Raw genomic sequence first — 25,781 nt, forward strand, 5'->3', positions numbered from 1 at the left:
TCAGCCCGTCACCGGCTCCGCGCCCATCAGGCCGCGCACCACCGCGGCCACGGCCAGCGGCGTCGCCACGCGGTCGTCGCTCAGCGCCGCCAGCGCCCGCGCGAACTGCTCCGCGGAGGAGAAGCGCTGCGACGGGTGCGGCGCGAGCGCCCGGTCCAACACCAGCGCCAGCGGATCCGACACCTCCGGCGCCACCATGCGCACGGGCGTCAGCCGCATGCCCCGGATGGAGGCCTCCACTTCCTCGGCCGTTCCTTCCTCGTAGGGCGACTCCAGCGACAGCAGCTCGTACAGCAGCACCGCCGCCGCCCACAGGTCCACCGCGACGGAGACCTCGCCCGCCAGGAGCTCCGGCGAGCGGTAGTTCTGCTTGCCCACCCGCCGCAGATCCACCTCCAGCCCCGCGCGCGAGCGGGCCACGCCGAAGTCCGCGAGCTTCACCTCTCCGCCGCGCGACAGCAGCACGTTGTGCGGAGACACATCGCAGTGCACGACCGCCAGCGGCAGGCCCTTGGAGTTGGTGGCCTTGTGCGCGTACGCCAGCGCCTCCAGCACGTGGCGCACCATCATCACGGAGATGTCGATGGGCAGCTCGATGCGCCGGCGCCGGCACTGCGCCAGCACGCGCCCCAGGTCCGTGCCCTCCACCAGCTCCAGCGCCAGGTAGGGCCCGTCCGCCAGCTCGCCGTACTCCCGGAAGCCCACGATGTGCGGATGATCCAGGCACCGTGCCAGCTCCGCCTCATGAAAGAGCTGCTCGCGTGCTTCCGGGTCCCGCAGGCGCTCTGGTCGCACGCGCTTGAGGGCCATCTCCTCCCCCACATAGGGCCCCTGGATCATCTTCGCGCGGAACACCTCCGCGTTGCCGCCGCGTCCCAGCCGCGACAGCAGCTGGAAGCGGCCCAGGTCGCGCGGCCATTCGGATGTCGGGTCTTCCTCCAACGTCACGCCTTCTCCCCGGCCAGGCTGGCCAGATACCCGTCCAGCGTCGCGGAGAAGGTGGCGTCGTCGTTCAGGAAGGCAAGCCCCACACCCCCGGTGTACTGCTCGTCCACCACGTGCACCACCAGCGCCTCGCCCTGCAGCCGCTGACCGTTCGGCAGCTTCACGTCCACGGTGACAACGCTGTCCTGCGGCGGGCGGTGCGCAGTGCGCACGAAGAGTCCTCCGTTGCTGATGTTCAGCGCGTGCTCGCGCACGAAGTCCAGCTCCGTGCGGAACTCCATCTCCAGCTTCACCGCGAAGCGACGGGCGCGGCGCTGGGATTCATCGCCGGATGATACGGGGGACGGCGCGGGGGATGGCGCGGGCGGATCCGACGGCGATGGTTGCTCGGACGCTCCGGTCTCCGGCGCGCCTCCACTTTCGGCGGGAGCAGCCTGGGGCGCGGGCGGTGCCTCGGATGGCGGTGGAGTCTTCGGCGCGGACGAAGCGGGCAGGGGACCTCGCGCGGCCAGGTCCTCCAGGTGCTGCCGCAGCTCCTGCGCGGCCTGCGTGCGCTCGTTGCCGGCGAAGGGCGTGCCGCCAGACAGCGTGCGCGAGCGCAGCGCATCCCGCTCCGCCTTGGGCAGCCGCCACAGCTCCACGAACGTGCCGCCGCTTTTGCGGACCTCCTCGCCCAGCCGCTCCACCGCCGCGCGCGGATAGCCGGGCACCTCCACCTTCACCTCCAGCGCGCCGGCCTCGTCGCGAAACGCCACCACGAGTTGCATCGACTGCGCGGACGGCAAGAGCGCGCCCAGGCCCTCCACGACGGCTGCCGCCTTCTCAGGCGAAGCCGCTTCCCCCCATACCGCCGCAAGACCGAACACAGGCACGGGGCGGACGATAACCGAGCCCTCCTGTCCCCCGTAAAGACAGTACAGCCGGAAACAGGCGACAGCGGCGGACGCCATATTTACGAATCGTGATTCCCTCTCAGCCCCAGGGCGTACCTACATCGGCATCAGGCGCGCATCCCTCTATGCTGCGGGTGTTCTCCGTACCCCCCTTCCCGGAGTGCTGACCCGTTATGCGCAATTGGATCCGACTCTTCTCCGGCACGCTGCTTGCCGCCACGCTCATGGCGGGGTGTGGCGGCACCGACCCGGACCCCGGCCCTGGCCCTGACCCCATCCCCACCGACGGAGGCTCCGACGCAGGCGTCGATGCGGGCTTCGACGCCGGCTATGTCGAGGACGCCGGCGTCATCATCGACCCCGATCCCGACCCCGGCGAAGTCCCCGTCGACCCGTATGATCAGAGCAACGCCACGAAGGACTCGGACTGCGACGGCCTGACGGACCAGGAGGAGTTCTCCACGGTCTACGCCGGCGGCTTGAAGACGCACCCCGGCCTGCGCGACACGGACGGCGACGGCATCCGTGACGGCGTGGAAGTCGGACGAACGTCCAGTGTCAGCACGGACCCGAACTGCAACTTCCGCGCGGACCAGGATCCGACGACGCGCACCTCGCCGGTGAAGGCGGACACGGACGAGGACGGGCTGCCGGACGGCCTGGAGGACGCCAACCGCAACGGCAAGCGTGACCTCACGGAGACGGACCCCAACACCGCGGACTCCGACGGTGACGGCATCCCGGACGGCGTGGAGGACGCGAACAAGAACGGCTCGGTGAGCCCCGGCGAGACGGATCCCCGCCTGCGCGACACGGACGGCGACGGCCTGCCGGACGGCCTGGAGAAGCAGACAGGCACGGATCCGCTCAAGCCCGACTCGGACGGCGACACCTGTTCGGACGGCGCCGAGGACGTGAACAAGAACGGCAAGCTGGATCCCGGCGAGACGGATCCGCGCAAGGCGGACTGCGCCGCGTCCATCCCCGACGCGGACTTCGACGGCATCCCGGACTCGGTCGAAGTCGCCACCGGCACCAACCCGAACAACGCCGACTCGGACGGCGACGGCGTGGCGGACGGCGTGGAGGACACGAACAAGAACGGCCGCGTGGACTCCGGTGAGACCGACCCGCGCCTGACGGACACCGACTGCGACGGCCTCCAGGACGGCGCCGGCCGCAACGGCTTCCTCGGTGAGGACCCCAACTCCAACGGCCAGGTGGATCCCGGCGAGACGGACCCCACCAACCCGGACACCGACGGTGACGGCTTGCTCGACGGCGTGGAGCGTGGCGTGACCACGGCCGCGGCCCCGCGCAACAACTGCGGCTACGTGGGCGACGCGGACCCCACGACGAAGACGGACGCCAACAAGCCGGACACGGACGGCGACGGCATCCCCGACGGCGCGGAGGACTCCAACCAGAACGGCAAGGTGGACCCCGGCGAGCTCAACCCGCTGGACCCCACGGACGGCGCGGCCAACACGCCCGCCGGCAAGGCGTGCAGCGTGCAGAACCTGCGCACGGTGACCTTCAAGGAGGACAGCGGCGCGGACCTCCGGCTCGCGCTGCCCAACACGTTCAAGGACGCCAACCTCCTCAACCTGAAGGCCAACGGCCAGACCGTGGGCGTGATGGGCTATGACGACACGAAGCAGGTGACGTTCATCGCGTACAAGCGCGCTCCGCTGAGTGGCTCCACCACGCCCTCGACCGACGAGTCGGGCATCCGCACCGGCACGCCGCTCCTGGCGCCGGCGGACGTGGAGTTCACGCAGACGTTCACCACCTGGGACGGCTTCCCCGCGGCGGTCTCCCGCTACGGGCTCGCCGGCACGACGGAGCTGAAGTCGTTCACCAACTCGCTGGCGCGCCAGCTGGTGCCCAACAGCACCGAGTCGCTCGGCGGTTCGGCGGGCATCAACGGCCCGTTCAAGATCCAGGCGCAGTACGTGCACCGCTCCAACGCGAGCGTGGTGGTGGTGCTCGCCATCACGCCGGCGGCCCGCTACAACGAGTCGGCCACGGGCAGCCTCTTCACCATGGCGGACACGGCGGGCGGCTCCGCTCTGGCGCAGTTCGGCGACGCGGACGCGGTGCAGTGCGAGGTCTTCACCGGCAACACGGCCGTGGTGGACTTCCTCTTCGTGGTGGACGACTCCGGCTCCATGGCGTCGTCGCAGACGTCGCTGGCGAACGCGGGCACGGCGGTGGCCAACAAGCTGGGCAACGCGACGCTGGACTGGCGCGTGTCCATGGTGACCACCAGCTACACGGTGGGCAACAGCGCCAACCGCAACATCATCCGTCCCTTCACCACCAACATCGACCAGTTCAAGGCGTGGCTGACCCAGAACGCGGTGTGCAACAACAACGTGTGCGCCGTGAAGGGTGGCACCACCCAGAACCCCACGTACACGCCGCTGCCCAACACCACCTGTACGGCCAACACCAACTGCTGGGTGGCCCTGGGCGGTGACGGCAGCGAGCGTCCGCTGGAGGCCGCGCGCAAGGCCATCAACGACATGGCCGCGTCCACGGGCGGCCCGGAGACGAAGATCCGTCCGGGCGCCAAGGTGGTGGTGGTCATCCTCACGGACGTGAAGGACCAGTCCACGGACACGGTGGCCAACTACTCCGCGTACTTCCTCAACACCGGCACCGTGGCCGGCACCACGAAGAACCCCACGAACCAGTCCATCCAGGTGCACGGCATCATCTGCCCGCCGGACGGTTCCCCGTGCTACGCGGGTGAGGACAACAAGGTCCCGCGCCACCTGGACGTCATCCAGGCCACGGGCGGCGTGTCCGGCAGCATCCGGGACAACACCTCCATCACCAACACCATCAACGCCATCGTGGACAGCGTCATCGCGTCGGTGGGTTACCGCACGCTCAAGCCGCCGATTGGCGCGTCGCTGAAGGTCGCGGTGGATGCGGTGGTGGATCCGGCCATCTGCCCCAGCATCGGGGACCTGCCGCGCAGCCGCACCAACGGCTTCGACGTGGACGGCATCAACCGCACCGTGTCCTTCTACGGCGCGTGCCGTCCGAAGGAGTCCGGCAAGACGCAGGCGGCGCTGTCGTACCGCTACTGGATCGACCGCACGGTCAAGCCGGACGGCAACCCGCCGCCGTGCGCGTCCGACACGCAGTACTACGACCCGAACGACCCGGACTACTGCGCCGGCAAGCTCGTCTGCAACCGCACCACGGACAAGTGCGAGTGCCCGGCGGACTGCGGTGGCACGGCGCCCGCCGGCCAGGTGTGCAACACCGACCGCGCGGTGTGTGACTTCACCTGCGCCCAGGACTGCGGCGGCACGTGCGGCACCTTCGAGACGTGCAACACGAACTCCTGCACGTGCAGCTGCGTGCAGTCCGCGACCTGCGCCGCGGGCTACAAGTTCGACAACAACGCCTGCGGCTGCGTCTGCGACACGGGCGCGCTCAACTGCGGCACCGGCTTCGGCGCGGACCCCGGTCTGTGCGCCTGCGTCTGCAAGCCGGACTGCGGCGGCTGCGCGCCGGGCTTCACCTGCAACGTCAGCGCGTGCGTCTGCGAGAAGCCCATCGGCTAGTCGGAAATGAAAACGCGCTCCCGGTGCCTCATGGACCGGGAGCGCGGCGCTGAATCCGAAGCCCCCGCTCCGCGACGCCCCCTCACGGGGGAAGCGGGCCGGGGGCTTCTTCTTTCCCTGTTACTTCGCCGGGACCAGGCTCCCCAGGTTCGGCGGTGCGCTGGCGGCGCGGTACACGGGGTAGAGGCCCAGGCGCTCGTCCCAGGTCGGGTGACGCTCGGCGAAGAAGCGCAGGCGGGCGCGCGGGTCCTTGGCGAAGCCCGCGTCCTTCATCCGCTCCTGGAACGCGGCCTTCACCGCGGGGTCCTTCGCCAGCAGCTCCCGGGCGTAGGGCTCCAGCACGTAGTCCTCGATGTATTCCTTCTGCTCGAAGTGGGCGTTGAAGAAGCCCCACGACAGGAACGAGTCCGGCCCCGCGGGCTCGAAGAGGTGCGCCACCAACTGCACGTTCTTCTGCGCCACCGGCACGTAGAGCGTCCCCACGGGCAGGTCCTGCGTGTCCGGCTTCCACTCGCCGTTCGCGGTGAGGCCCTGGTGGCCTTCGTTGGAGCGCACCTGGAACTGGAAGTCCTTCGAGCGGAACGACTCCACCTTCGCCGCGGGCACCGCGCGGGTGAGGCGCTGGAACGCGATGCCGTGCGCGGCCAGCTTCGGTGCGACCCACGCGGCGTGCGCGGCGGACACCAGGTAGCCGCCCTCGGGCAGCTTCGCGGTGACGGCGGGCTGCACGTCCGGCAGGTACGGCACCTTCCACGTCTGGGGCTGCGTGTCGTCGTAGCGGATGTACGGCTGGCCGGAGATGTCCGACGGCAGGCGCTCGTAGGCGTAGCCCTTGAACGCAATCGCCTCGCGCTTGGACGTGTTCTTCCAGCCGAGCACCACCTCACGCACCTGTCCGGCCACGGCCTTCTGGTCCTCCGCCTTCACGGCGGCCAGGAGCGCGGCGCCGTCGCGGGACACGAGCTTCAAGAGGCCCTCCAGCACGTCGCGGGTGGCCTTCACGCGCTGCTCGTAGTTCTTCCAGGAGTGCGTCTCCACGAGCACGCCGAAGCGGTGGTGGACGGACCAGAAGGCATGGCTGAAGCGCGGCGGGGGAACACCGTAGGCGAAGCCGCTGGTGGGGTCGTCGTCCACGAGGAAGGACGGATAGAAGCGCAGCGGCTGGTGCCCTTGGGGGGTGAGGCCGGTGAAGAGCTCGTCCACCAGCTTCGTGCCCAGTGCCTGAAGCGCGGGCGGGCCGGACTTCTGGGGCTCCAATCCCACGGACACGTCGGGTTCGAACTTCGCACCGTCGGTGACGTGCAGGTCCACGTAGACGAGCGGATCCCACGCGTTGAGGTACTTCAAGAGCAGCACCATCTCCGGTGCGTCCGCCTTCACGTAGTCGCGGTTGAGATTGAAATTCTGGGCGGTGACGCGGAAGCCCATCTCCTCCGGGCCCACCTGGTTGGGGCGGTGGTTGGGGTTGAAGCGCTCGTGGCCGTCCACGTTGAAGACGGGGACGAAGACGGCGGTGACGCCCTTGAGCAGGTCCGGCGTGGACGCCCGGTTCTGGAGCGCGTCGCGCAGGAGCCAGAAGCCCGCGTCCTTGCCGTCGATTTCACCCGCGTGGATGCCGCCCTGGAAGAAGACGACGGGCCGCCCCTTCTTGCGCGCGGCGTCCGCGGTGAGCGTGCCATCCTGGCTGACGATGAGCGCCACCATGGGGCGGCCCTCCGGCGTGGTGCCCAGCGTGTCGCAGCGGGCCTTGCCGGGGAACGCCTTGGGGAAGGCGCGGCAGAGGCTCTCTGCTTCCGCGTAGCGGCCGGTGCGCTTCCAGCCGCTCTGCTCGGAGACGGTGGTGAGTGGAGGAGGGGCCTGCGTGAGGACCAGGGCTGCGAGGGTGGGCAGGAGCATGCCCGCTTGAGACCACAAGCCCCGCCAGCGCTCAACCTTGCCGCACGGTGTGTGTGCCGCCCACCGGCAGCACGTGCACGCGGTCGCGCGGCCAGCCCCGGCGCAGCCACTCCGCGTCCAGGCGGGCGGGCGGCTCGTCCAACGGCTCGTCCGTGAGCTTGAACGTGCCCCAGTGCATGGCGAAGAAGGCCATCGCGCCCAGGTCCTCGAAGGCCTGCACCGCCTCTTCCGGGTTCATGTGCTGCAGCCGCATGAACCACGCGGGGTCGTAGGCGCCAATGGGCAGCAGCGCCGCGTCCAGCTTGGGGAACCTGGCGCCAATCTCCTTGAAGCCCTGGAAGTAGGCGGTGTCGCCGGAGTGGTAGACGCGCGCGCTGGAGCCCTCCACCACGAAGCCGCCCCAGAGCATCTGGTTGGCGTCGTTGAGGCCGCGGCGGCTCCAGTGCTGGGACGGCACGTAGTGCACGCGCACGGGCCCCACCTGCGTGGACTCCCACCAATCCAGCTCGTGGAAGGGCAGGCCCTGGCCCTGGAACACCGGCGCGTGGCCCAGGCCGGTGACGATGCGGGCGCCCACCTGCTTGAGCGTGGGCAGGTCCAGGTGGTCGTAGTGGTTGTGGGACACCAGGCTCGCGTCGATGCGCGGCAGCTTCTCCACCGGCACGCCGGGCGGCACGTTGCGGCGGATGACGACGTTGATGGCGTCGCGCAGCACCGGGTCGATGAGCAGCGACACGCCGTCCAACTGCACCAGCCAGCTCGCGTGGCCCAGCCACGTCAGGCGGGCGCCTTCGCCCGGGGCGGGCGGGGTGGCGAGCACCGTCAGGTCCGGCTCCACATGCGGCACGACCGCGCGCGCGGGCGAGCTGCGGCGCTTGCCCGTGAGCTTGTCCGTGACGGCCCACTTGAGGACGCGGGTAAAGGCCTGCGGTCCGCTGCCATCCAGGTTCTTGAAGCGCATCGCCATGAGTGGCTCCTGGCAACGGGTGTCCCCCAAAGGTGGGCCCGCGCCGCCTCGTGCGAGTCATGCTCGGCCGGAGGGGAGGGGCGCAAGAGGAATACGGTCCGGACCGCCTGGGGAGGACATGCACCAGTCGCGGGCGAAAAGGGGCGCGCGCCGTATAAGAGGGCTTCCCATGGGACCTGTCTCCGGCACCACGACCCGCAGGGTGTTGCTCGCGTTTGGCGCGCTGGTGGCGCTGTTCGCGGCGGCGTCGGGCTATGCGCTCGGCCGGCTGGCGGACATCCACGAGGGCACGCGTGCGCTGCGTGAGGTGGGCGGCCGCGCGCGGGAGGCGCGGGAGTTGGCCACGGCGGTGAGGGACCAGTACGCGCACCTGGCGCACACCATCATCCTGGGCAACGACAGCCACCGGCGCTTCCACACCGAGGCCCGAGCCCGCGTGGAGGCGCTGACGCGGCGGCTGGCGGAGCACGCGCGCGACGCGGAAGAGCGCGCGGCGGTGGCGGACATCCAGGCGTCGGGCGACGCGCTGGACACGCTCTACCGGGACACGCTCCTGCCCGCGGTGATGGCGAAGGACGCGGGCGCGGTGGAGGCGGCGCATGGGCGCGCGCTGGAGTGGGTGTCGCGCATCCAGGCGCGGGTGGACGGGCTGACGGCGGACTCGGACGCGTCCATGGATGCCTTCGAGGCGCACGTGGGCGCGGTGGAGCGAGACAGCTTCCGCTGGGCGCTGCTGCTGTTGGGTGGGGCCACGCTGTTCGCGGCCGGGGTGGGCGTGTACATCGGCAACGCGGTGGCGCGGCTCGTCCAGCACGAGAAGCTGGCGGGCATTGGCCGGCTGGCGGCGGGCGTGGCGCATGAAATCAACAACCCGCTGGGCGTCATCCTCGGGTACGTGCGGCTGTTGCAGCGGCGGGCGGAGGGCACGCTCGCGGAGGACCTGCGCGTGGTGGAGGAGGAGGCAGTGCGCTGCCAGGACATCGTGGAGGGACTGCTGGACCTGGCGCGTCCGGGCCGCGGGCCGCGTGAGCCGGTGGCGCTGCGCGACGCGTGCGAGGAGGTCGTCTCCCGCCTGCGTGAAGCCACCCGCCTGGGCACCGTGACCGTGGATGTGCACGGCGAGGGCACCGCGTGGGTGCAGGCGCCCCGGCTGCGGCAGGTGCTGCTCAACCTGGTGAAGAACGCGGCGGAGGCCGCGGGCGAGGGAGGACGGGTGGAGGTGCGCATCGCGGTGGACGCGGACGGGAGCGCGCGCGTGGCGGTGTCGGACTCGGGGGCCGGGGTGACGCCGGAAGCGCGGGCGCGGCTGTTTGAACCCTTCTTCACGACGAAGCCCTCCGGCACGGGGCTGGGGCTCGCGGTGAGCCAGGCCATCGCGGAGGCGCACGGCGGCCGCATCGACGTGGACTCCGGGGCCCTGGGCGGCGCGCGCTTCACGCTGTCGCTGCCGTCTCCATCGCGCGTACAGGAGGCTGCGGCATGAGCGGCGCGAAGCCTTCGGTCCTCGTGGTGGACGACAAGGAGAACATGCTCAAGCTGTTCGCGCGCATCCTCGGGGACGCGTACGCGGTGACGACCGCGCCCGACGGTGTGCAGGCGCTGGCCCTGGTCTCCGCGCGCACGTTCGACGTGGTCGTCACGGACATCCAGATGCCGGGCGCGGACGGCTTCACGGTGCTGCGCGAGGTGAAGCGGCGCGCGCCGGACACGGAGGTCGTCCTCGTCACCGCCTACGCGAGCATCCCCAAGGCCGTGGAGGCCATCAAGGACGGCGCATACGACTACCTGTCCAAGCCCTTCGACCCGGACGAGGTGGCCCTGGTGGTCGCCCGCGCCCTGGAGCGGCAGCGTCAGCGTCGAGATGCGCAGGGACTCGCGGCCCGCGTGGCGCGCATGCCGGACTTCCACGGCCTTCGCGGCACCAGCACCGCGCTCCAGAAGACGCACGCGCTGCTCGCGCAGGTGGCGGCGCGCGACCTCACCGTGGTGCTCACTGGCGAGACGGGCACCGGCAAGGAGCTGGCCGCCCGCGCGCTGCACCGTGAGAGCCCCCGCCGCGACAAGCCCTTCGTCGCGGTGAACTGCGGCGCGCTGCCGGCGGAGCTGGTGGAGAGCGAACTCTTCGGCCATGCGAAGGGCGCCTTCACCGGCGCGACCGGCGCGAAGGCCGGCCTCTTCGAGGAGGCCCACGGCGGCACGCTCTTCCTGGACGAAGTGGGCGACCTGCCGCTGCCCGTGCAGGTGAAGCTCAACCGCGCGCTCCAGGAGAAGGAGATCCGCCGCGTGGGCACCACCACGCCGGTGACGGTGGACGTGCGCGTGGTGGCGGCGACGCACCGGGACCTCGCTGAGGAGGTGGCGCAGGGGCGCTTCCGCGAGGACCTCTACTACCGGCTGGGCGGCGTGACGGTGCGGATGCCCGCCCTGCGCGAGCGCCGCGAGGACATCCCGCTGCTCGCCATGCACTTCCTCGCTGGCGCGAACCGGCCGGAGCTGGAGGGCTTCACGCCCCAGGCACTCCAGGCGCTCACCGCCGCGCCCTGGCCCGGCAACGTGCGGCAGCTACAGAACGCGGTGGCTCGCGCGGTGGCGGTGGCGGCGGGCCCCCGAATCACTCCAGAGGACCTGCCGCCCGAGCTCACCTTTGCCCGTGCCTCCACGGCCCCGGGGCCGCTGCCAGCGGAGGCACTGGCGAAGCAGCCCTACCGCGAGGCGGTGGACCGCGTGCGCGACGCTGTGTCGCGCGACTACCTCACCGCGCTGATGCAGGAGTTCTCCGGCAACGTCACCCACGCGGCCGAGCGCGCGGGCATGGAACGCGAGAGCCTGCACCGCCTGCTCAAGCGCTATGGCGTCCGCACGGAGGACTTCAAGCGCGGCGACTGAGGCCTTTAGCGGGGCTCGTGCTCGGAGAGCACCTTGTCCAGCGCCTCCGCCTGCGCGCGGACGTCCGCGTCGGTGTCCTTCGCGGCCTTGGCGGCGTGAGCGCGGGCCTTGGCGGCCTCCGTCTTCGCCAGGGCCATGGCCATACACAGGTTCGCCTTGGGGTGATCCGGAGTGGCGTCCAGCGCGGGCTTGAGGACGGCCGCGGCCTGGGCGTCTTCCTGCTTCTCCAGGTGATACATGGCCAGGGCACAGGCCGGATCCACCGCCGAGGGCTGCTGCTTCAGCGCCTCCTGCAGCAGCTCCGTGGCGAACCCGCGCTGGTTGTGCCCGTCCATCGCGAACGCCATGGCGGTGAGCTCCTCCACGGAAGCGTCCCCCTGCTTCTTCGCCTGCTCGACCAGACGCTGCGCGTTCTCGAAGTTGCCGGCGCGCAGTTCCTTGATTCCTTCGGAATACGGGTAGCTCTTCACAGTGTCTCCCAGTGCACCACGCGGTGCGTTGCACGCATTCTGCGCGACTTTGGTTGGGGATCCGCAACTTTGGGGCGGCGGTTTCCGAAAAATCGAGAAGACTTCTCCCCCAGGCCCCCCATGATCATCCGCAACTCGCCCGTCCGCCAGCCGCAGACCTCCGGAACGGATTCCCCCACCGCGCGTCCCGCCGCCCCTGCCGCGCGCAACGTGGTGAAGGACTCCTTCTCCCCTGGCACCACCGCCGCCCAGCGCACGGGCGCCATCAGCAAGGCGCCCCCGGGCGACCACGGCAAGCTGATGAACGAGTACCTCACCGGCGCGCGCCCGCCCCCGGCGGACTTCGAGCAGGTGATGGGCTACAAGCCCTACGCCATCCAGACGCCGCACGGCCAGCGCATGCAGGATCCGCTCGGCTACGCCTCTGTCCCCGGCCAGATTGGCCCGGTGAAGGAGTTCGACAAGGCGGCCAAGACGCACGACTACGGCTACGACCTGCTGCGTTACTACGACCGCAAGGGCACGCCGCTGAAGCCGGAGGCCCGCAAGGCCGCGGACGCGCAGTTCCGCTCGGACATGTTCGACTACGCGAACGACCAGAAGGGCACGATGTCGAAGTTCAAGTACCGTGCGTGGGCGCAGATCTACGCCACCGCGGTGGAGCTGAACTCGGTGCGCCAGGGCAACGGCCCTCCGTAGTCGTCAGGGAGTCGCATGGAGGCTGAAGGGCCAGACGCAGGGCTGCCCCCGGACCGCGAGGACGTGGTGGCGGCGCTCCTGGCCCATCAGCGCCGCTTCCTCGCCTTCGTGGAGCGGCGGGTGGGCAGCCGGGCCGTCGCGGAGGACCTCTTCCAGACGGCCTTCGCCCGCACCCTGGAGAAGGGTGGGGCGCTGAAGGACGGCGAAAGCGCGGTGGCGTGGTTCTACCGCCTGCTGCGCAACGCCCTGGTGGATCACCACCGACGGCAGGCCGCGGAAGGACGCGCGCTGGAGGTGGAGGCGCGCGACGCGGACTCCGCCACCGAGGACCCGGAGCTGAAAGGCGCGGTGTGCGCGTGCCTCGCGGACCTGCTGCCCACGCTCAAGCCTGAGTACGCCCGACTCGTGCGTCAGGTGGACCTGGAGGGGCGCGCGGTGCCGGACGTGGCGCGCGAGGTGGGCATCACTCCCAACAACGCGGGCGTGCGGCTGCACCGTGCGCGGCTCGCGCTCAAGCGTTCGCTGGAGCGCGGTTGCGGCGCGTGCGCGGCGCACGGCTGTCTGGACTGCTCCTGCAAGCCGCGCCGCTGAGGCGGCCCTCGGCTCAAGGGACTCAGGGGCAGGTCGCGGCGTCGTCGTTCCGGTCGATGTTCACGCCCCACGCCTCGCCCTGGAACACGCTCGCCGCGAGCGCGGTGGCCCGGCACGTGGGCAGCTTCGGGTTGTCCACGACGACGAAGTCCAACGATACGCGTGAGAGCTCCGTCAGGCCGAAGTCCGTGAACTCCACGTTGCCCTGGACGCTGAGGGTCTCCAGCTCGCGCAGCGACGTGAGGTCGCCCAGGGACTTGAGCGCCGGGTTGCCCAGCACCTGCAGCGAGCCCATCTGGGTCAGGCGGTTGAAGCCTTCCAGGGACGTCAGCACGGTGTTGCCCACGGCCACCACCGCGCCCGCGCTCCGCAGGAGGGGCAGGCGGTGCACGCGCTGGAGCTTCGCGTTGTACTTCAGGGTGATGTCCTGCGTGATCTGCTCCAGCGACGGCATGTCGCCCACACTCTCCAGCTGCGGGTTGCCCTGGATGAAGACGCGGCCCGCGTAGGAGAGGCGGTCGAAGCCCGTCGTGTCGGTCAGCCGCGGGTTGCCGATGATGTCCAGCTCACCCACGGAGCCGAGCTTGCCCAGCGGCTTGAGCAGCTCCAGCACGGCGTTCTCGCGCAGCTCCAGCACACCGTCCACGGACGTCAATTCGTCCAGCCCGAAAGTGCTCGCCAGCGCGGCGTTGTTCGTGATGCGCACATCCCCGTGGACCCGGACCAGGCGGTAGAAGGGCATCTGCTCCATCCGGAGGTGGTCCTCGATGATGAGCGACCCCAGGAGCTGGGTGATGCCGGGCAGCAGGCCGGGCTCCACCAGCGCGTTGTTCGCGCGCAGGATGACGCTGTCGCGCGGCTGCACCGCCGCCAGCCCGTTCAGCGTGGGGAGCATGGGGTTGTCCTCCACGAACAGGCTGCGCTCGACCCACAGGGGGAAGGCCGTCGCCGTGCCCAGCATGAGCGAATCCAGCCGGGCGTTGGCGCTCACCGTCACGTCGCCGCCCACGAAGCGCAGGGCGGGCAGGGACAGCCGCCGCAGGCTCGAGTTGCCCCGGGCCGTGAAGCCCTTCTGGATGACCGCGAGGGCGGGCAGGGACGCGTCGGTGAGCGTGGGCGCGGAGAGGGTGAGCCCGCCGCGAAGGTGGGTGACGCCTTCGAGCGCGACCAGGTCCACGGGGCTGGACACCACGAAGTCCCCGTCGTGCACGCGGGCGGCCTGACACACGTACAGGGTCGTCGCGAAGCCATCGCGGTCCGGCTGTCCGTCATGATCCAGGTCCTGGAAGGCGTCCACGCGCGTGCCGCCCCGAGCGCAGTTCGGCCCAGCGGCCTCCGCCTGGTGGCGGAGCTTCAGGTCGGCCGGCTCCAGGTCGCAGACGTATTGAGTGGCTTCGACTTCGGACATCGCGAGCGCGGTGTCGCCGTCCAGGTCCAGGCCGGCCTCCACCGCGACGCCGCCACTGTCATTGCCGTCACAGGGCGCGGTGAAGGCTGGGAGCGAACGCGCGCGTGACAGCACGGGGGCCGGCTCGTCGCAGGCGTACACCTCCTGGGCAATCTCCTCGTCCTCCAGCAGCCCGTTGCCATTGGCGTCATGGCCGGCGTGAGACACCTGTCCGCCCATCGTGCACCGCGCGCCCGGAGTCACCGGCCGCACGCGCAGGAGCACGTTGGCGACCGAGGTGGCGCAGACGTAGTCGGTGGCGGAGACCTCCGCGTCGTCGAGCTGCCCGTTGCCATCCTGGTCCAGGCCGGACTGCACGGCCCGTCCCCCCAGCGTGCAGTTCGCGCCGTGTGGCTCGGTCCGCGCGCGGGTGAGGACCTGGGGCAGGGCGGCGTCGCAGACGTAGTCGGTGGAGGTGACCTCCGCGTCGTCCAGCTCCCCATCGCGGTCCCGGTCCAGGCCGGACTCCACCGCGTCGCCGCCGAACTCGCAGTGCTCGCCAGGAGGCTCCGGGCGCACGCGGGTCTTCGCGTCGCGCTGGGTGAGCTCCGACAGGTCGATGGCATCACAGCCGCCGGTGAGAAGGGCCAGCAGCGCCCCCCACGTCCCCCACATGCGTCGCATTCGATGCCCTCTCTGGTCGGGCCCCGACCTTGCTTCCCTGGCCATACGGAGCGAGCGGATTTTCCTGGCCGTTTCGCATCGGGCCCGCCTCGGCCAGACGCGCAAGCCCCCGGAACTCCAGGCCGCCGGCGCCGCGTCCTACCGGAAAAGGCCCCGCGCGGACAAACCCCCGGGCCCGCCTGGTGCCCTGCCTCCCAGTGGGACGAGCGAAGGCGGCACGGGCTTCGGGAGGGAGGGTTACGCATGTGTAAGAGCGCGCCGGGTGCCGCGTTGGCCCGGGGAAAGGAGCCTTCCCCATGACGCATCACCATCCGCATCACCCTGTCTCGCCTTCACGCCGGCCGCCGCCCTCCGTGGGCGGGGAGGGGCCCGCCATCGACCCCGTGTGCGGCATGGAGGTGGACCCGCGCGCACCGAAGGGCGGGAGCTGGGAGCACGAGGGGCACACCTGGTTCTTCTGCGGTCCGAAGTGCCGCCAGCGCTTCCAGGAGGACCCCGCGCGGTTCCTCCAGCCCCGGACGCAGCCACCGCCCGCCGCGCCGGGCGCCGTGTACGTGTGCCCCATGGATCCGGAGGTGCGGCAGGACGCGCCAGGGGCGTGCCCGAAGTGCGGCATGGCGCTGGAGCCCGAAGCGCCGCCCGCCCTTCAGACGCGCGTCGAATACACCTGCCCGATGCACCCGGAGGTGGTGAGCGACGGGCCCGGCGCCTGCCCGAAGTGCGGCATGGCGCTGGAGCCGCGCACGGTGACGGTGGAGGAGCCGCCGGATCCGGAGCTGCGTTCGATGACGCGAAGGTTCTGGGTGGGTCTGGTGCTGAGCGCGCCGCTGATGTTGCTGGGCATGTCGGACATGCTGCCGGTGCGGCACGGGCTGTCGGCCTCGGCGCTCGTGTGGGCGCAGTTCGCGCTGGCGACGCCGGTGGTGCTGTGGGTGGGGGCGCCGTTCTTCCAGCGGGGTTGGGCGTCGGTGAAGAACCGGCACCTGAACATGTTCACGCTCATCGCGCTGGGCGCGGGCGCGGCGTACGTCTTCAGCGTGGGAGTCACGCTGTTCCCGCACCTGTTGCCGGAAGGAGCGCGCACGGGGCACGGCGGCACCGTGCCCGTGTACTACGAGGCCGCGGCCATCATCCTCACGCTGGTGGCGCTGGGGCAGGTGCTGGAGCTGCGCGCCCGCCACGCGACGTCCGGTGCGCTGCGGGCCCTGTTGTCGTTGGCCCCCGCCACGGCGAGGCGCATCTCGGACGACGGCCACGAAGAGGACATGCCGCTGTCCCAGGTGCACGCCGGATGGCGCCTGCGCGTGCGCCCCGGTGAGAAGGTGCCGGTGGACGGCGAGGTGCTGGAGGGCGCGAGCGCGGTGGATGAATCGCTCGTCACCGGAGAGCCCGTGCCGGTGGAGAAGGGGCCGGGCGCGAAGGTGACGGGTGGCACGGTGAACGGCACGGGCACGCTCGTGATGCGCGCGGAGCGAGTGGGGCAGGACACGCTCCTGTCGCGCATCGTCCAGCGCGTGGCCGAGGCGCAGCGCACGCGCGCGCCCATCCAGCGGTTGGCGGACCGGGTGGCCGGCATCTTCGTGCCCGCGGTCATCGCGGTGGCGGTGGTGACGGCGGTGGTCTGGGGCGTGTGGGGTCCGGAGCCGAGGCTCGCGCACGCGCTGGTGAACGCGGTGGCGGTGCTCATCATCGCCTGCCCGTGCGCGCTGGGCCTGGCCACGCCCATGTCCGTGATGGTGGGGACGGGGCAGGGCGCGCGCATGGGCGTGCTCATCCGTGACGCGGCGGCGCTGGAGCGGATGGCGGCGGTGGACACGCTGGTGGTGGACAAGACGGGCACGCTCACGGAAGGCAAGCCGAGGCTCGTGACGGTGGAGCCAGCGCCGGACGTGGACGCCTCCGAGCTGCTGCGCCAGGCCGCGAGCCTGGAGCGAGGCAGCGAACATCCGCTGGCCGCCGCCGTGGTCGCGGGCGCGAGGGAGCGAGGCGTGTCCCCCGGTGGCGTGGAGGACTTCCAGTCCGTACCAGGGCAGGGCGTCCGGGGCCGCGTGGGAGGCCGCGAGGTCGCGCTGGGCAACGCGGCGTTGATGCGGAGCCTGGGCGTGGAGGTGGAGGCGCTGACGGAGCGCGCGGAGGCGCTGCGCCAGGAGGGCCAGACGGTGGTGTTGGTATCGATGGACGGCCGCGCGGCGGGGCTCCTGGGGGTGGAGGATCCGCTGAAGCCGTCCACGCCGGAGGCCCTGGCGAGGCTGCGGGACGAAGGCTTGCGTGTGGTGATGCTCACCGGAGACAGCCCGACGACGGCGCACGCAGTGGCGCGCAGGCTGGGCATCACGGAGGTGATTGCTGGCGTGCAGCCGGACGCGAAGGGTGACGCGGTGAAGGCACTGCAAGCCCAGGGGCGCGTGGTGGCGATGGCGGGCGACGGCGTGAACGACGCACCGGCGCTGGCGCGAGCGGACGTGGGCATCGCCATGGGGACGGGCACGGACATCGCGATGGAGAGCGCGGGCGTGACGCTGGTGAAGGGAGACCTGCGAGGCATCGCGCGGGCGCGTGGGTTGAGCCAGGCCGTGCTGCGGAACATCCGGCAGAACCTCTTCTTTGCCTTCGTCTACAACCTGCTGGGAGTGCCGCTGGCGGCGGGCGTGCTGTACCCCGTCCTCGGGTTGCTCCTGAGCCCGCTGTTCGCGAGCGCGGCGATGAGCCTCTCGTCCGTGTCCGTCATCGGCAACGCCCTGCGGTTGCGGCGGCTGAAGCTCTAGGCCGGAAGCAGCCGGCCAAACGGCCGCGCGGGGCGAAATGGTGGAACCCCCGCGCGTGCCCACCGTGAGGCCCGAAAGGAACCCCACCATGGCGAATGCCGAAGTGATGCGAGGCGACGACGCGATTCGGGAGTGCATCGACAACTGCACGGCCTGTCGCCGCGTCTGCCTGGAGACCCTGGCGGACTGCCTGAAGCAGGGAGGCAGGCTCGCCGAGCCCGGGCACCTCCGGCTGCTGATGGACTGCGCGGACATCTGCGAGACGAGCGCGCGCTTCATGCTGCGCGGTTCGGACCTGCATTCGCGCACATGCTTCGCCTGCGCGGAGGTGTGCGCCGCTTGCGCGACCGCCTGCGAGGAGATGGGCAATGAGGGGCTGATGGAGGACTGCGCGGACGCGTGCCGCCGCTGTGAGGAGTCCTGCCGGAGGATGAGCGGCGGGGTGATGCCTCAGCCCCTCAACCCGGAGGCCGCCCAACGCTTCGCCGACCTGCCCGCCTGAAGGGGGCGTGCACGGAGGCCCGGGCCCATTAGACTGGGCGCATGACCGCCCGCGAGGAGGGGCGCACCCCAGGTGCGTCCCCCAGTCACATCTCCGTCGTCCGGCTTCCGCACTCCTGGTTCATCCTCTGCACGTCGCGCGAGCTGGGGGACAAGCCGCTCGCGCGCACGCTGCAGGGCACGCCCCTGGTGCTCTTCCGGGGCGAGGGCGGCAAGCCCGGCGCCCTGATGGACCGCTGTCCGCACCGCAACGTGCCGCTGTCACTGGGGCGCGTGCAGAACGGGCAGCTGGAGTGCGGCTACCACGGGTGGCGCTTCGACACCGGAGGCCAGTGCCGGCTCATCCCCGGCCTGGTGGGCGAGCCCGAGGCCCGGTCCCGCTGCGCCGCTTCCTATCCGACGCGCGAGCAGGACGGCTTCGTCTGGGTTTACTCCACGCCGGGCGTGGAGCCCACGTCGGAGCCCTTCCGTTTCCCGCTGCTGGACGCGGCGGACTACACCACCGTGCGCCGGGTGCTGCGCGCGCCGGGGTCGCTGCACGCGGTGCTGGAGAACACGCTGGACGTGCCGCACACGGCCTTCCTCCACGGCGGTCTGTTCCGCACCGCGGAGAAGAAGAACGAAATCGACGTGGTGGTGCGCAGGAGCGCGGACCGCGTGGAGGCGGAGTACCTGGGCGAGCCCGCGCCCAAGGGGCTCGTGGGGCGACTGCTCGCGCCGGGTGGCGGGGTGGTGCAGCACTTCGACCGCTTCCTGATGCCGTCCATCGCGCAGGTGGAGTACCGCATCGGGGAGAAGAGCCACATCCTGGTCAACTCCGCCATGACGCCGGTGGATGACTGGGACACGCTCGTGTACGCGGTGGTGACGGTGAAGCTGCCCGTGCCGCGCTGGCTGCTCAAGGCCGCGGTGCCCTTCGTGCTGCCGGTGGGCCTGCACATCTTCGGGCAGGACGTGCGCATCCTGGAGCGGCAGACGGACTCCATCCGCCGCTTCGGCACGGAGGCCTACGCCTCCACGGAGATTGACGTCCTGGGGCCCAGCATCCTGCGCCTGATGCGCGCCCAGGAGCGCGAGCGCACCGCGCCGCCTCCGGACACGGTGCACGAGACGCGCGTGCGCATGCGCACCTGAGGGCCTTCAGCTGGCCTTGGGCGCGGCCCGGGGCTGCACGAGCTCCGTGGAGAAGTAGCGCTCCATGCGGTCCGGGAACACCGTCACCACCTGGGCCTGAGGGCCCAGCTGCTTCGCCGCCTCCACCGCCGCCGCGTAGTTGAGGCCGGAGGACGGGCCCACCGGGAAGCCCCGGCGGATGAGCGCCCGCGCGGTGCGCATGGCCAGGTCATCCGAGATATCCAGCTCCACGCGGCCCGGCATGTCCGCCTCGCGGTACAGCTTCGACAGGCCGTCCACCACGCCCGGCACGCGCGCGCTGAAGCTACAACACTCGATGTCGCAGCCCAGCCCCGCGATGGGCCTCGCCACGAAGGGCGTCACCGGACAGCCGGCTTCCGCGAACGCCTGGAACAGGCCCACGATGGTGCCGCCCGTGCCCACGCCGCTCACCACGCCGTGCACCAGCCCGCCCGGCACCTGCGCCAGGATTTCCTGCCCCGTCCACACGCGGTGCGCCTCCGCGTTGTCCGGGTTCTCGAACTGGCGGGGCGCGTAGCCGCCGCGCTCCTTCGCCAGCGCTTCCGCCCGCGCGATGGCACCCCGGATGCCTTCCGAGCGCGGCACCAGCTCCACCTCGCCGCCGTAGGCGCGGATGGCGATGAGCCGCTCCTCCGTCACGCCCTCCGGCATCACCGCCGTGAAGCGGCAACCCATCTGCGCGCTCGCCAGCGCCATGGCGATGCTGGTGGAACCGCTGGACGCCTCCACGACGTCGCCGCCCGGGCTCAGCTCCCCGAGACGCCACGCCTTTTCCAGCATGTACCGGGCGATGCGATCCTTCGTGGACCCGCTGGGATTGAGGAACTCCAACTTGCACCAGATGGTCGGACCTTCCGGGTCCAGCCGCACGGGCACGAGCGGCGTGGGCCCCACGGCCTGGAGGAAGCGACCATCAGCGGGAAGCGGGCGGCAGGGAGGGCGCATGGGTCATCCCTATCGCGAAACGCGCCAGCGGGGGAGCCACCCTGTCGTCCAGCGAGCGGCGGCGGACGCCCGTTCCCCTGGCTGTTCCGTCGGAGAAGACATTTTCCCACGTGCAACACTTGGCGCATCCAGGGGCAGCCATTACGAAGAAGGGCCACGGTTTCATCCGCCTGCATGCCTTCCTCGCCCACCATCCTCAACGTCAACGACGACCTGGCCAGCCGTTACGTCACGTCTCGCGTGCTGTCCCTTTCGGGTTTCCAGGTCCTGGAGGCGGGCACGGGCGTCGAGACGCTGGCGCTCGCGGACGAGCAGACCGACCTGGTCATCCTGGACGTCCGCCTGCCGGACATGAGCGGCCTGGAGGTGTGCCGGCGCCTGAAGGCCTCCCCGCGCACTCGCAGCGCGCTGGTGCTGCACCTGTCCGCGCAGGCGGTGGGCGCCGCGGACCGGGCGCAGGGGCTGGAGCACGGCGCGGACGCGTACCTGGTGGCGCCGGTGGATCCAGAGGAGCTGGTGGCCCAGGTGCACGCGCTCCTGCGCCTGCGCCGCGCGGAGCGGGAGGTGCGCGTCCTCTCCGACCAGGTGCAGCAGCAGCGCCGCCTCCTGGAGCTGGCCATGGCCGCGGCGGCGGACCCCATCGCGCTCTATGACGGCGACGGGACGCTCATCTACGCAAACCAGGCCGTGGCCGCGTCGCGTGGCTCGCATCACGTGCACGTGCCGGGCAGGAGCATGGACGCGATTCGCGTGATGGACCCGCAGCTGGAGCCCTACGCGAAGGCGCTGGACGCGGCGCGGCGCACGGGCCAGGTGCAGCGCGGCCGCGTCAGCCTGTCCTCGGACCAGGGCCCGCGGCACTTCGAGTACACGATGTCCCCGGCCACCGGACCCACGGGCGCGGTGGAGGCCGTCATCGCCACCGGGCAGGACGTCACGGAGATGCGCAACGCGGAGGACTTCCGCGAACAGTTCATCGGCATCCTGGGCCACGACCTGCGCAACCCGCTCAACGCGCTGTCCATGTCCGCGCAGCAGCTCCAGCGCCAGGGAGAGCTGTCCGACCGCCAGCGCGTCTTCACCGAGCGCATCCTCACCAGCGCCGTGCGCATGGATCGGATGATCCGCCAGCTGCTGGACTTCGCGCGGGCGCGGCTGGGCGCGGGGCTGCCGGTGGTGCGCTCGCGGTGCGACCTGTTCGACGTGGTGCGCGGCGCGGTGGAGGAAGCACGCGCCAGCCAGCCCCAGCGCGAGGTGATGCTGGACGTGCAGGGTGACGGGCGCGGCGCGTGGGACGCGGACCGGCTGGAGCAGGTGGTGGGCAACCTGGTGTCCAACGCGCTCAAGTTCAGCCCGCCGGACTCACCCGTGCGCGTGAGCGCGGAGGGCCTGGACGGCGAGGCCGTGCTGCGGGTGCACAACCTGGGCGCACCCATTCCGGCGGAGCAGGTGCCGCACCTCTTCGCCGCGTGGCGCCGCGCCGGCCGCAGCGACCGGGAGCGTGGCTCGGCCGGAGGGCTGGGCCTGGGGCTCTACATCGCCGGACAGATTGTCCGCTCCCACGGAGGCACCGTGAAGGTGACCTCCACCGAGGCCCAGGGGACGACCTTCACGGTGCGTCTGCCGCGAGGCTGAAAATCCTACGGGTTTGACGACTCGTGGACGGAAGCGTTGCGTTGACCCTTCCGGATGCGCAGGGGCGACTCCACCCTGGGGGCATGGTCCCATCCGAAAAGCAAATCTTCGCCCAGAGCGTGGAAGCCCTCTTCGTGCGTGCGTTGGGGCCGTACCTGACGCGTGACGGACGCCAGAAGCTGAAGGCCGCGGGCCTGAGCCTGTCCGAGCCGCTGCGCCCCCACTACTCGCTGGAGCAGTGGCGCGCCTTCCTGGACGTGGCCGCGCGGGACGTCTTCCCCGGCCAGTCCCTGGAGGCGGCCTACCTGGAGCTGGGTGCCCGCTACCTGAAGGGCTTCCAGCAGACGTCCGTGGGGCGGGCGAGCATGCAGCTTGTCACGCACCTGGGTCCGCAGAAGACGCTGGAGCGCGTGCCGTACAACCTGCGCGCGGGCAACAACTTCAACGAGGTGCGGGTGGAGGAGTTGTCCAAGCAGGACGCCACCCTGTGGGTGAAGGACGTGCTGGCGGACAACCCCTTCTTCGCCTGCGGCTTCCTGGCGGAGACGCTGCGCGCGTCGGGCGCGGGCTCACCCGAGGTGAAGCCCATCGCCTTCGACGGGACGGCGGCGACGTACCGGCTGACGTGGTCGCAGGCGAAGTCGCAGCGGCCCGCGGGCACGCTCGCGCCGGTGCGCCGGCTCTACGGGTAGCGCACGGGCGCCGGCGGATCATCCGGAGGCAGGGGGATGAACTCCGTCTCCGTGGGCACGGCGGCGAAGCGGCCTTCCTTCCAGTCCGCCTTGGCGGCCTCCAGGCGGTCCTTGGAGGACGACACGAAGTTCCAGAAGAGGTAGCGCGGGCCGTCCATGGGCTCGCCGCCCAGGAGCATCATCCGCGCGGAGGACTCCGCCTTGAGGATGATTTCGCTGCCCGGCTTGAACACGAGCAGTTCGCCGGGCTGGAAGCGCGTGCCCTCCACCTCCACGGTGCCCTCGACGAGGTAGAGGCCTCGCTCCTCGTATTCGGCGGGGAGCTTCAAGCGGGAGCCCGCCTCCATCTTCGCGTCCGCGTAGAAGAGGTCAGAGTGGGCGCGCACGGGGGACTTGCCGCCGTGCACCTGGCCCGCGATGACGGTCAGGTGGATGCCCTCGCCATCGATGATGGGGAGCGTGTTCGCGGGGTGGTGGACGAAGGCGGGGGCGACCTCCTCGTGCTGCTTGGGGAGGGCGATCCACGCCTGGATGCCGAAGAGGCGGCCACCGGCGGAGCGGGTTTCGGGGCCGGTGCGCTCGGAGTGGGCGATGCCCTGGCCGGCGGTCATCCAGTTCACGGCGCCGGGGCGGATGGGCTGCACGAAGCCCAGCGAGTCGCGGTGGAGGATTTCGCCCTCGAAGAGATAGGTGACGGTGGACAGGCCGATGTGCGGATGGGGGCGCACGTCCAGGCCTCGGCCGGGGTCGAAGTCCGCGGGGCCCATCTGGTCCAGGAAGATGAAGGGGCCGACCATGCGGCGGCGCGCGGAGGGCAGGGCGCGGCGCACGTGGAAGCCATCGCCCAGGTCGCGCACGCGCGGGACGATGAGCGTCTCCAGGGAGGGCGGGGGCTCACGGCCCTGCAGGTCTTCTTCCCAGCTCATGGTGTGGCTCCTTTTCGAGGCGCGCAGTGTGCCGCAGATCCGGCGGGAGCGCGCGGCTCACTTTCCGCGGAATGAGGGGCGGCGCTGAGTGCTTGTACGGGCCAGAATTGGAGCCGTGACATGAGCCCCACCCTGAAGGCCCTGCGTGTGTTTCCCACCGTGCTGGGAGCGCTGCTACTCGCCGTGTCCGCGAGCGCCGCGGAGCCCACGCCGAAGCGAGCACTGCTGATTGTCTCGAAGACGAGCCACACCCTGGCCATCGTGGATCCGGCGAGCCTGAAGGTCCTGGGGCGCGTGCCGGTGGGCGAGGATCCGCACGAGGTGGTCGCGTCCGCGGATGGGAAGACGGCCTACGTGTCGAACACGGGGTTCGGCCGCTTCCATGAGTTGAACGTCATCGACCTGGTCGCGCAGAAGGCGCTGCCGAACGTGGACACGGCGCCGCTGATGGGGCCGCACGGCCTGGCGTACGTGGGCGGGAAGGTGTGGTTCACGGCGCAGGGGTCGAAGGCGGTGGGCCGGTATGATCCAGCGGCGGCGCGCATCGACTGGAGCATGGGCACGGGCCAGAACCGGACGCACATGCTGCACGTGAACGCGGACGAAAAGACGCTGTACACGACGAACGTGGACTCCGGGACGGTGAGCATCCTGGAGAACGTGCTGCTCCAGCCGACGGTGCCGCCCACGGGAGTCCTGCCGCCCACCGCGAAGGCGCAGATGGATTGGGTCCAGACGCTGGTGCCGGTGGCGGAACTCTCTGAAGGTTTCGACGTGTCACCTGACGGCAAGGAGCTGTGGTCAGCGAGTCCGACAGGAGCGCTGTCGGTCGTGGACCTGACGGCGAAGAAGGTGGTGGCCACGGTCGACGCGAAGCTGCTGGGCGCTCACCGGCTGGAGTTCACGCCGGATGGGAAGCGGGTGCTGGCGGTGAGTGTGCGCACGGGGGAGCTGGCGGTCTTCGACGTGGGAACGCGGAAGGAAGTGAAGCGGCTGAAGGTCGGCCGGGGCGCGGCCATGTTGATGGACGCGGAAGGCAACCGCGCGTTCGTGTCGTGCACCCCGGACAACGACGTGGCCGTCATCGACCTCAAGACGTTGGAGGTGACGGGCCACATCGATGTCGGCGGTAGGCCGGACGGTCTGGCCTGGGCGGTCCGGCGCTAGAGGAAGGTCTGACTTCAGGTTCCTGCGTAGGTCGCTCTCAGGTCCTCCATCTTCACGAAATAGCGCCGGGGCCATGACATGGCCTCTGGCTCGGTGCGAATGAGGCCCCTGTAATCATGGGCCTCGTAGAACGCAGCGGCGCGCGCGTTCTTCGCGTCCACGACGACGACGAGCCCTCCAATGTCCGTGTTGACGCGCAAGGCCCTGCGGTGGGCGTCATCGAGCAGATGCTCGCCGACGCGCATGCCTTTGCACCGCTCGTCACGCGCAAGGCGGCCGATGAGGATGGCGCGGACCGGATAGTCCGGTAGCCGCCGGATGACGGGCGCAGGGAGGCTGCTGCGCTCAAGTTGGATCCAGGTGAGTGTGTAGAAGCCCAGAACCCAGGGCAGGTCAGGCCGTCCGTCGGGACGGTGGAGCACCCACGTCCGGTTCTCCTCGCGGCGGCCCTGCTGCGTAGCCTGTTGTTGGAAGAATCGGGTGAGCGCCTCCTCCTCACAGCGAAAGCCACTGGCGGCGTCCTTGCTGGTGATGGCGGTGAGCTCGGGAAACATCAGGGAGGCCGTCATGACGGCACCCCCCTTCTTTTCTCCAGGAGTTCAGCGGGCCTTCTTGCGCGCAAGCTTCCGAAGCCGGGGCAGCGGCTTCGCCGGCTTCTCCAACTCGTCCACGAGCCGGTCGAAGTCACTGTCGGGCAGCACGACGCGGCCTTCCTCCCGTGCGTTCCACTCCAGCCGGGTGAGGGAGGGCGAGCTGTACTCTGCGAGGACCTGATGCTTCTCGTCCACGAAGGCGACGCGGCGGCCCAGGCCCGCCTCGAGCACGGCCTTGGCGAAGAAGCCCAACGCCTCCTTGATGACCTCGGTGTTGTCGATCTGGAGCTTGCTCCGGAGCTGTTCAAGCTGGGTTCCATAGGGCGCAGGAAGCGTTGCCTGCAGGCGGTAAGGGGACGTCGTCATGGCGGGCACTCCGTTGCCAACGGCTTGAGGGGAG

General features: G+C 70.7%; 21 protein-coding genes. 11 read left to right on the forward strand and 10 right to left on the reverse strand.

Annotated features, from left to right (window positions below):
* Positions 1-948 carry a serine/threonine-protein kinase gene (locus D7Y04_RS04240; RefSeq protein WP_199749612.1) on the reverse strand — a complete coding sequence of 316 codons (948 nt, stop codon included), beginning with the start codon at positions 946-948 and terminating at the stop codon, positions 1-3.
* Positions 945-1,751, reverse strand: coding sequence for a TIGR02266 family protein (locus D7Y04_RS04245; RefSeq protein ID WP_233601268.1), 807 nt, complete (start codon positions 1,749-1,751; stop codon positions 945-947). The genes D7Y04_RS04240 and D7Y04_RS04245 overlap by 4 nt, the downstream gene beginning before the upstream one ends.
* 260 nt (positions 1,752-2,011) lie before the next feature.
* Between D7Y04_RS04245 and cglD the strand changes: the two genes are divergently transcribed.
* On the forward strand, positions 2,012-5,422 hold the full coding sequence (cglD, locus tag D7Y04_RS04250) for an adventurous gliding motility lipoprotein CglD (RefSeq protein WP_121758394.1): 3,411 nt from the start codon (positions 2,012-2,014) through the stop codon (positions 5,420-5,422).
* A 120-nt stretch (positions 5,423-5,542) separates the two neighbouring features.
* Here cglD and D7Y04_RS04255 read toward each other — a convergent pair whose 3' ends face one another.
* A complete protein-coding gene (locus D7Y04_RS04255; protein ID WP_121758395.1) occupies positions 5,543-7,318 on the reverse strand; it encodes a M14 family zinc carboxypeptidase in 1,776 nt (591 codons plus the stop codon).
* Positions 7,319-7,349: 31 nt separating this feature from the next.
* A complete protein-coding gene (locus tag D7Y04_RS04260) occupies positions 7,350-8,285 on the reverse strand; it encodes an MBL fold metallo-hydrolase (RefSeq protein ID WP_120593396.1) in 936 nt (311 codons plus the stop codon).
* A 169-nt stretch (positions 8,286-8,454) separates the two neighbouring features.
* Here D7Y04_RS04260 and D7Y04_RS04265 point away from each other — a divergent pair, with 169 nt between their 5' ends.
* On the forward strand, positions 8,455-9,768 hold the full coding sequence (locus D7Y04_RS04265; protein WP_121758396.1) for a sensor histidine kinase: 1,314 nt from the start codon (positions 8,455-8,457) through the stop codon (positions 9,766-9,768).
* The gene (locus tag D7Y04_RS04270; protein ID WP_121758397.1) at positions 9,765-11,171 is read left to right on the forward strand and encodes a sigma-54 dependent transcriptional regulator; all 1,407 of its coding nucleotides are present in this window, start codon (positions 9,765-9,767) and stop codon (positions 11,169-11,171) included. The genes D7Y04_RS04265 and D7Y04_RS04270 overlap by 4 nt, the downstream gene beginning before the upstream one ends.
* A gap of 5 nt (positions 11,172-11,176) precedes the next feature.
* Here D7Y04_RS04270 and D7Y04_RS04275 read toward each other — a convergent pair whose 3' ends face one another.
* Complete coding sequence (locus D7Y04_RS04275) at positions 11,177-11,641, reverse strand: hypothetical protein (RefSeq protein WP_120593393.1); 465 nt, start codon at positions 11,639-11,641, stop codon at positions 11,177-11,179.
* 120 nt (positions 11,642-11,761) lie between these two features.
* Between D7Y04_RS04275 and D7Y04_RS04280 the strand changes: the two genes are divergently transcribed.
* A complete protein-coding gene (locus D7Y04_RS04280; protein ID WP_120593392.1) occupies positions 11,762-12,340 on the forward strand; it encodes a hypothetical protein in 579 nt (192 codons plus the stop codon).
* A gap of 15 nt (positions 12,341-12,355) precedes the next feature.
* Positions 12,356-12,931, forward strand: coding sequence for an RNA polymerase sigma factor (locus D7Y04_RS04285; RefSeq protein WP_121751753.1), 576 nt, complete (start codon positions 12,356-12,358; stop codon positions 12,929-12,931).
* Positions 12,932-12,953: 22 nt separating this feature from the next.
* Here D7Y04_RS04285 and D7Y04_RS04290 read toward each other — a convergent pair whose 3' ends face one another.
* A complete protein-coding gene (locus D7Y04_RS04290) occupies positions 12,954-15,002 on the reverse strand; it encodes a hypothetical protein (RefSeq protein ID WP_147477034.1) in 2,049 nt (682 codons plus the stop codon).
* A 296-nt stretch (positions 15,003-15,298) separates the two neighbouring features.
* Here D7Y04_RS04290 and D7Y04_RS04295 point away from each other — a divergent pair, with 296 nt between their 5' ends.
* The 3 genes from D7Y04_RS04295 (at position 15,299) to D7Y04_RS04305 (ending at position 19,402) form a co-directional block, all read left to right on the forward strand.
* Positions 15,299-17,767, forward strand: a complete 2,469-nt coding sequence (locus D7Y04_RS04295; RefSeq protein WP_121758399.1) for a heavy metal translocating P-type ATPase — start codon at positions 15,299-15,301, stop codon at positions 17,765-17,767.
* 88 nt (positions 17,768-17,855) lie between these two features.
* The gene (locus D7Y04_RS04300; protein WP_121759274.1) at positions 17,856-18,269 is read left to right on the forward strand and encodes a four-helix bundle copper-binding protein; all 414 of its coding nucleotides are present in this window, start codon (positions 17,856-17,858) and stop codon (positions 18,267-18,269) included.
* Between the two features lie 41 nt (positions 18,270-18,310).
* Complete coding sequence (locus tag D7Y04_RS04305) at positions 18,311-19,402, forward strand: aromatic ring-hydroxylating dioxygenase subunit alpha (protein WP_120593387.1); 1,092 nt, start codon at positions 18,311-18,313, stop codon at positions 19,400-19,402.
* Positions 19,403-19,408: 6 nt separating this feature from the next.
* Here D7Y04_RS04305 and D7Y04_RS04310 read toward each other — a convergent pair whose 3' ends face one another.
* A complete protein-coding gene (locus D7Y04_RS04310; protein ID WP_121758400.1) occupies positions 19,409-20,368 on the reverse strand; it encodes a PLP-dependent cysteine synthase family protein in 960 nt (319 codons plus the stop codon).
* 174 nt (positions 20,369-20,542) lie between these two features.
* Between D7Y04_RS04310 and D7Y04_RS04315 the strand changes: the two genes are divergently transcribed.
* Positions 20,543-22,003 (forward strand): ATP-binding protein, encoded by a 1,461-nt coding sequence (locus tag D7Y04_RS04315; protein ID WP_121758401.1) that lies wholly within the window; start codon positions 20,543-20,545, stop codon positions 22,001-22,003.
* 83 nt (positions 22,004-22,086) lie between these two features.
* Positions 22,087-22,695 (forward strand): DUF2378 family protein, encoded by a 609-nt coding sequence (locus tag D7Y04_RS04320; RefSeq protein WP_121758402.1) that lies wholly within the window; start codon positions 22,087-22,089, stop codon positions 22,693-22,695.
* On the opposite strand, the gene D7Y04_RS04325 is transcribed toward D7Y04_RS04320, so the two are convergent.
* Positions 22,686-23,621, reverse strand: a complete 936-nt coding sequence (locus D7Y04_RS04325) for a pirin family protein (RefSeq protein WP_121758403.1) — start codon at positions 23,619-23,621, stop codon at positions 22,686-22,688. The genes D7Y04_RS04320 and D7Y04_RS04325 overlap by 10 nt on opposite strands.
* Before the next feature lie 120 nt (positions 23,622-23,741).
* Between D7Y04_RS04325 and D7Y04_RS04330 the strand changes: the two genes are divergently transcribed.
* Positions 23,742-24,788: a YncE family protein gene (locus D7Y04_RS04330; protein WP_121758404.1), complete on the forward strand. Its 1,047-nt coding sequence runs from the start codon at positions 23,742-23,744 to the stop codon at positions 24,786-24,788.
* Positions 24,789-24,802: 14 nt separating this feature from the next.
* Here D7Y04_RS04330 and D7Y04_RS04335 read toward each other — a convergent pair whose 3' ends face one another.
* Together D7Y04_RS04335 and D7Y04_RS04340 are read right to left on the reverse strand one after the other, a co-directional pair.
* On the reverse strand, positions 24,803-25,357 hold the full coding sequence (locus D7Y04_RS04335; protein WP_121758405.1) for a GNAT family N-acetyltransferase: 555 nt from the start codon (positions 25,355-25,357) through the stop codon (positions 24,803-24,805).
* Between the two features lie 30 nt (positions 25,358-25,387).
* Positions 25,388-25,747: a DUF1778 domain-containing protein gene (locus D7Y04_RS04340; protein ID WP_158620539.1), complete on the reverse strand. Its 360-nt coding sequence runs from the start codon at positions 25,745-25,747 to the stop codon at positions 25,388-25,390.
* Positions 25,748-25,781 lie beyond the last annotated feature (34 nt).

This window comes from Corallococcus sp. AB038B (assembly GCF_003668955.1).
Lineage (GTDB): Bacteria > Myxococcota > Myxococcia > Myxococcales > Myxococcaceae > Corallococcus > Corallococcus exiguus.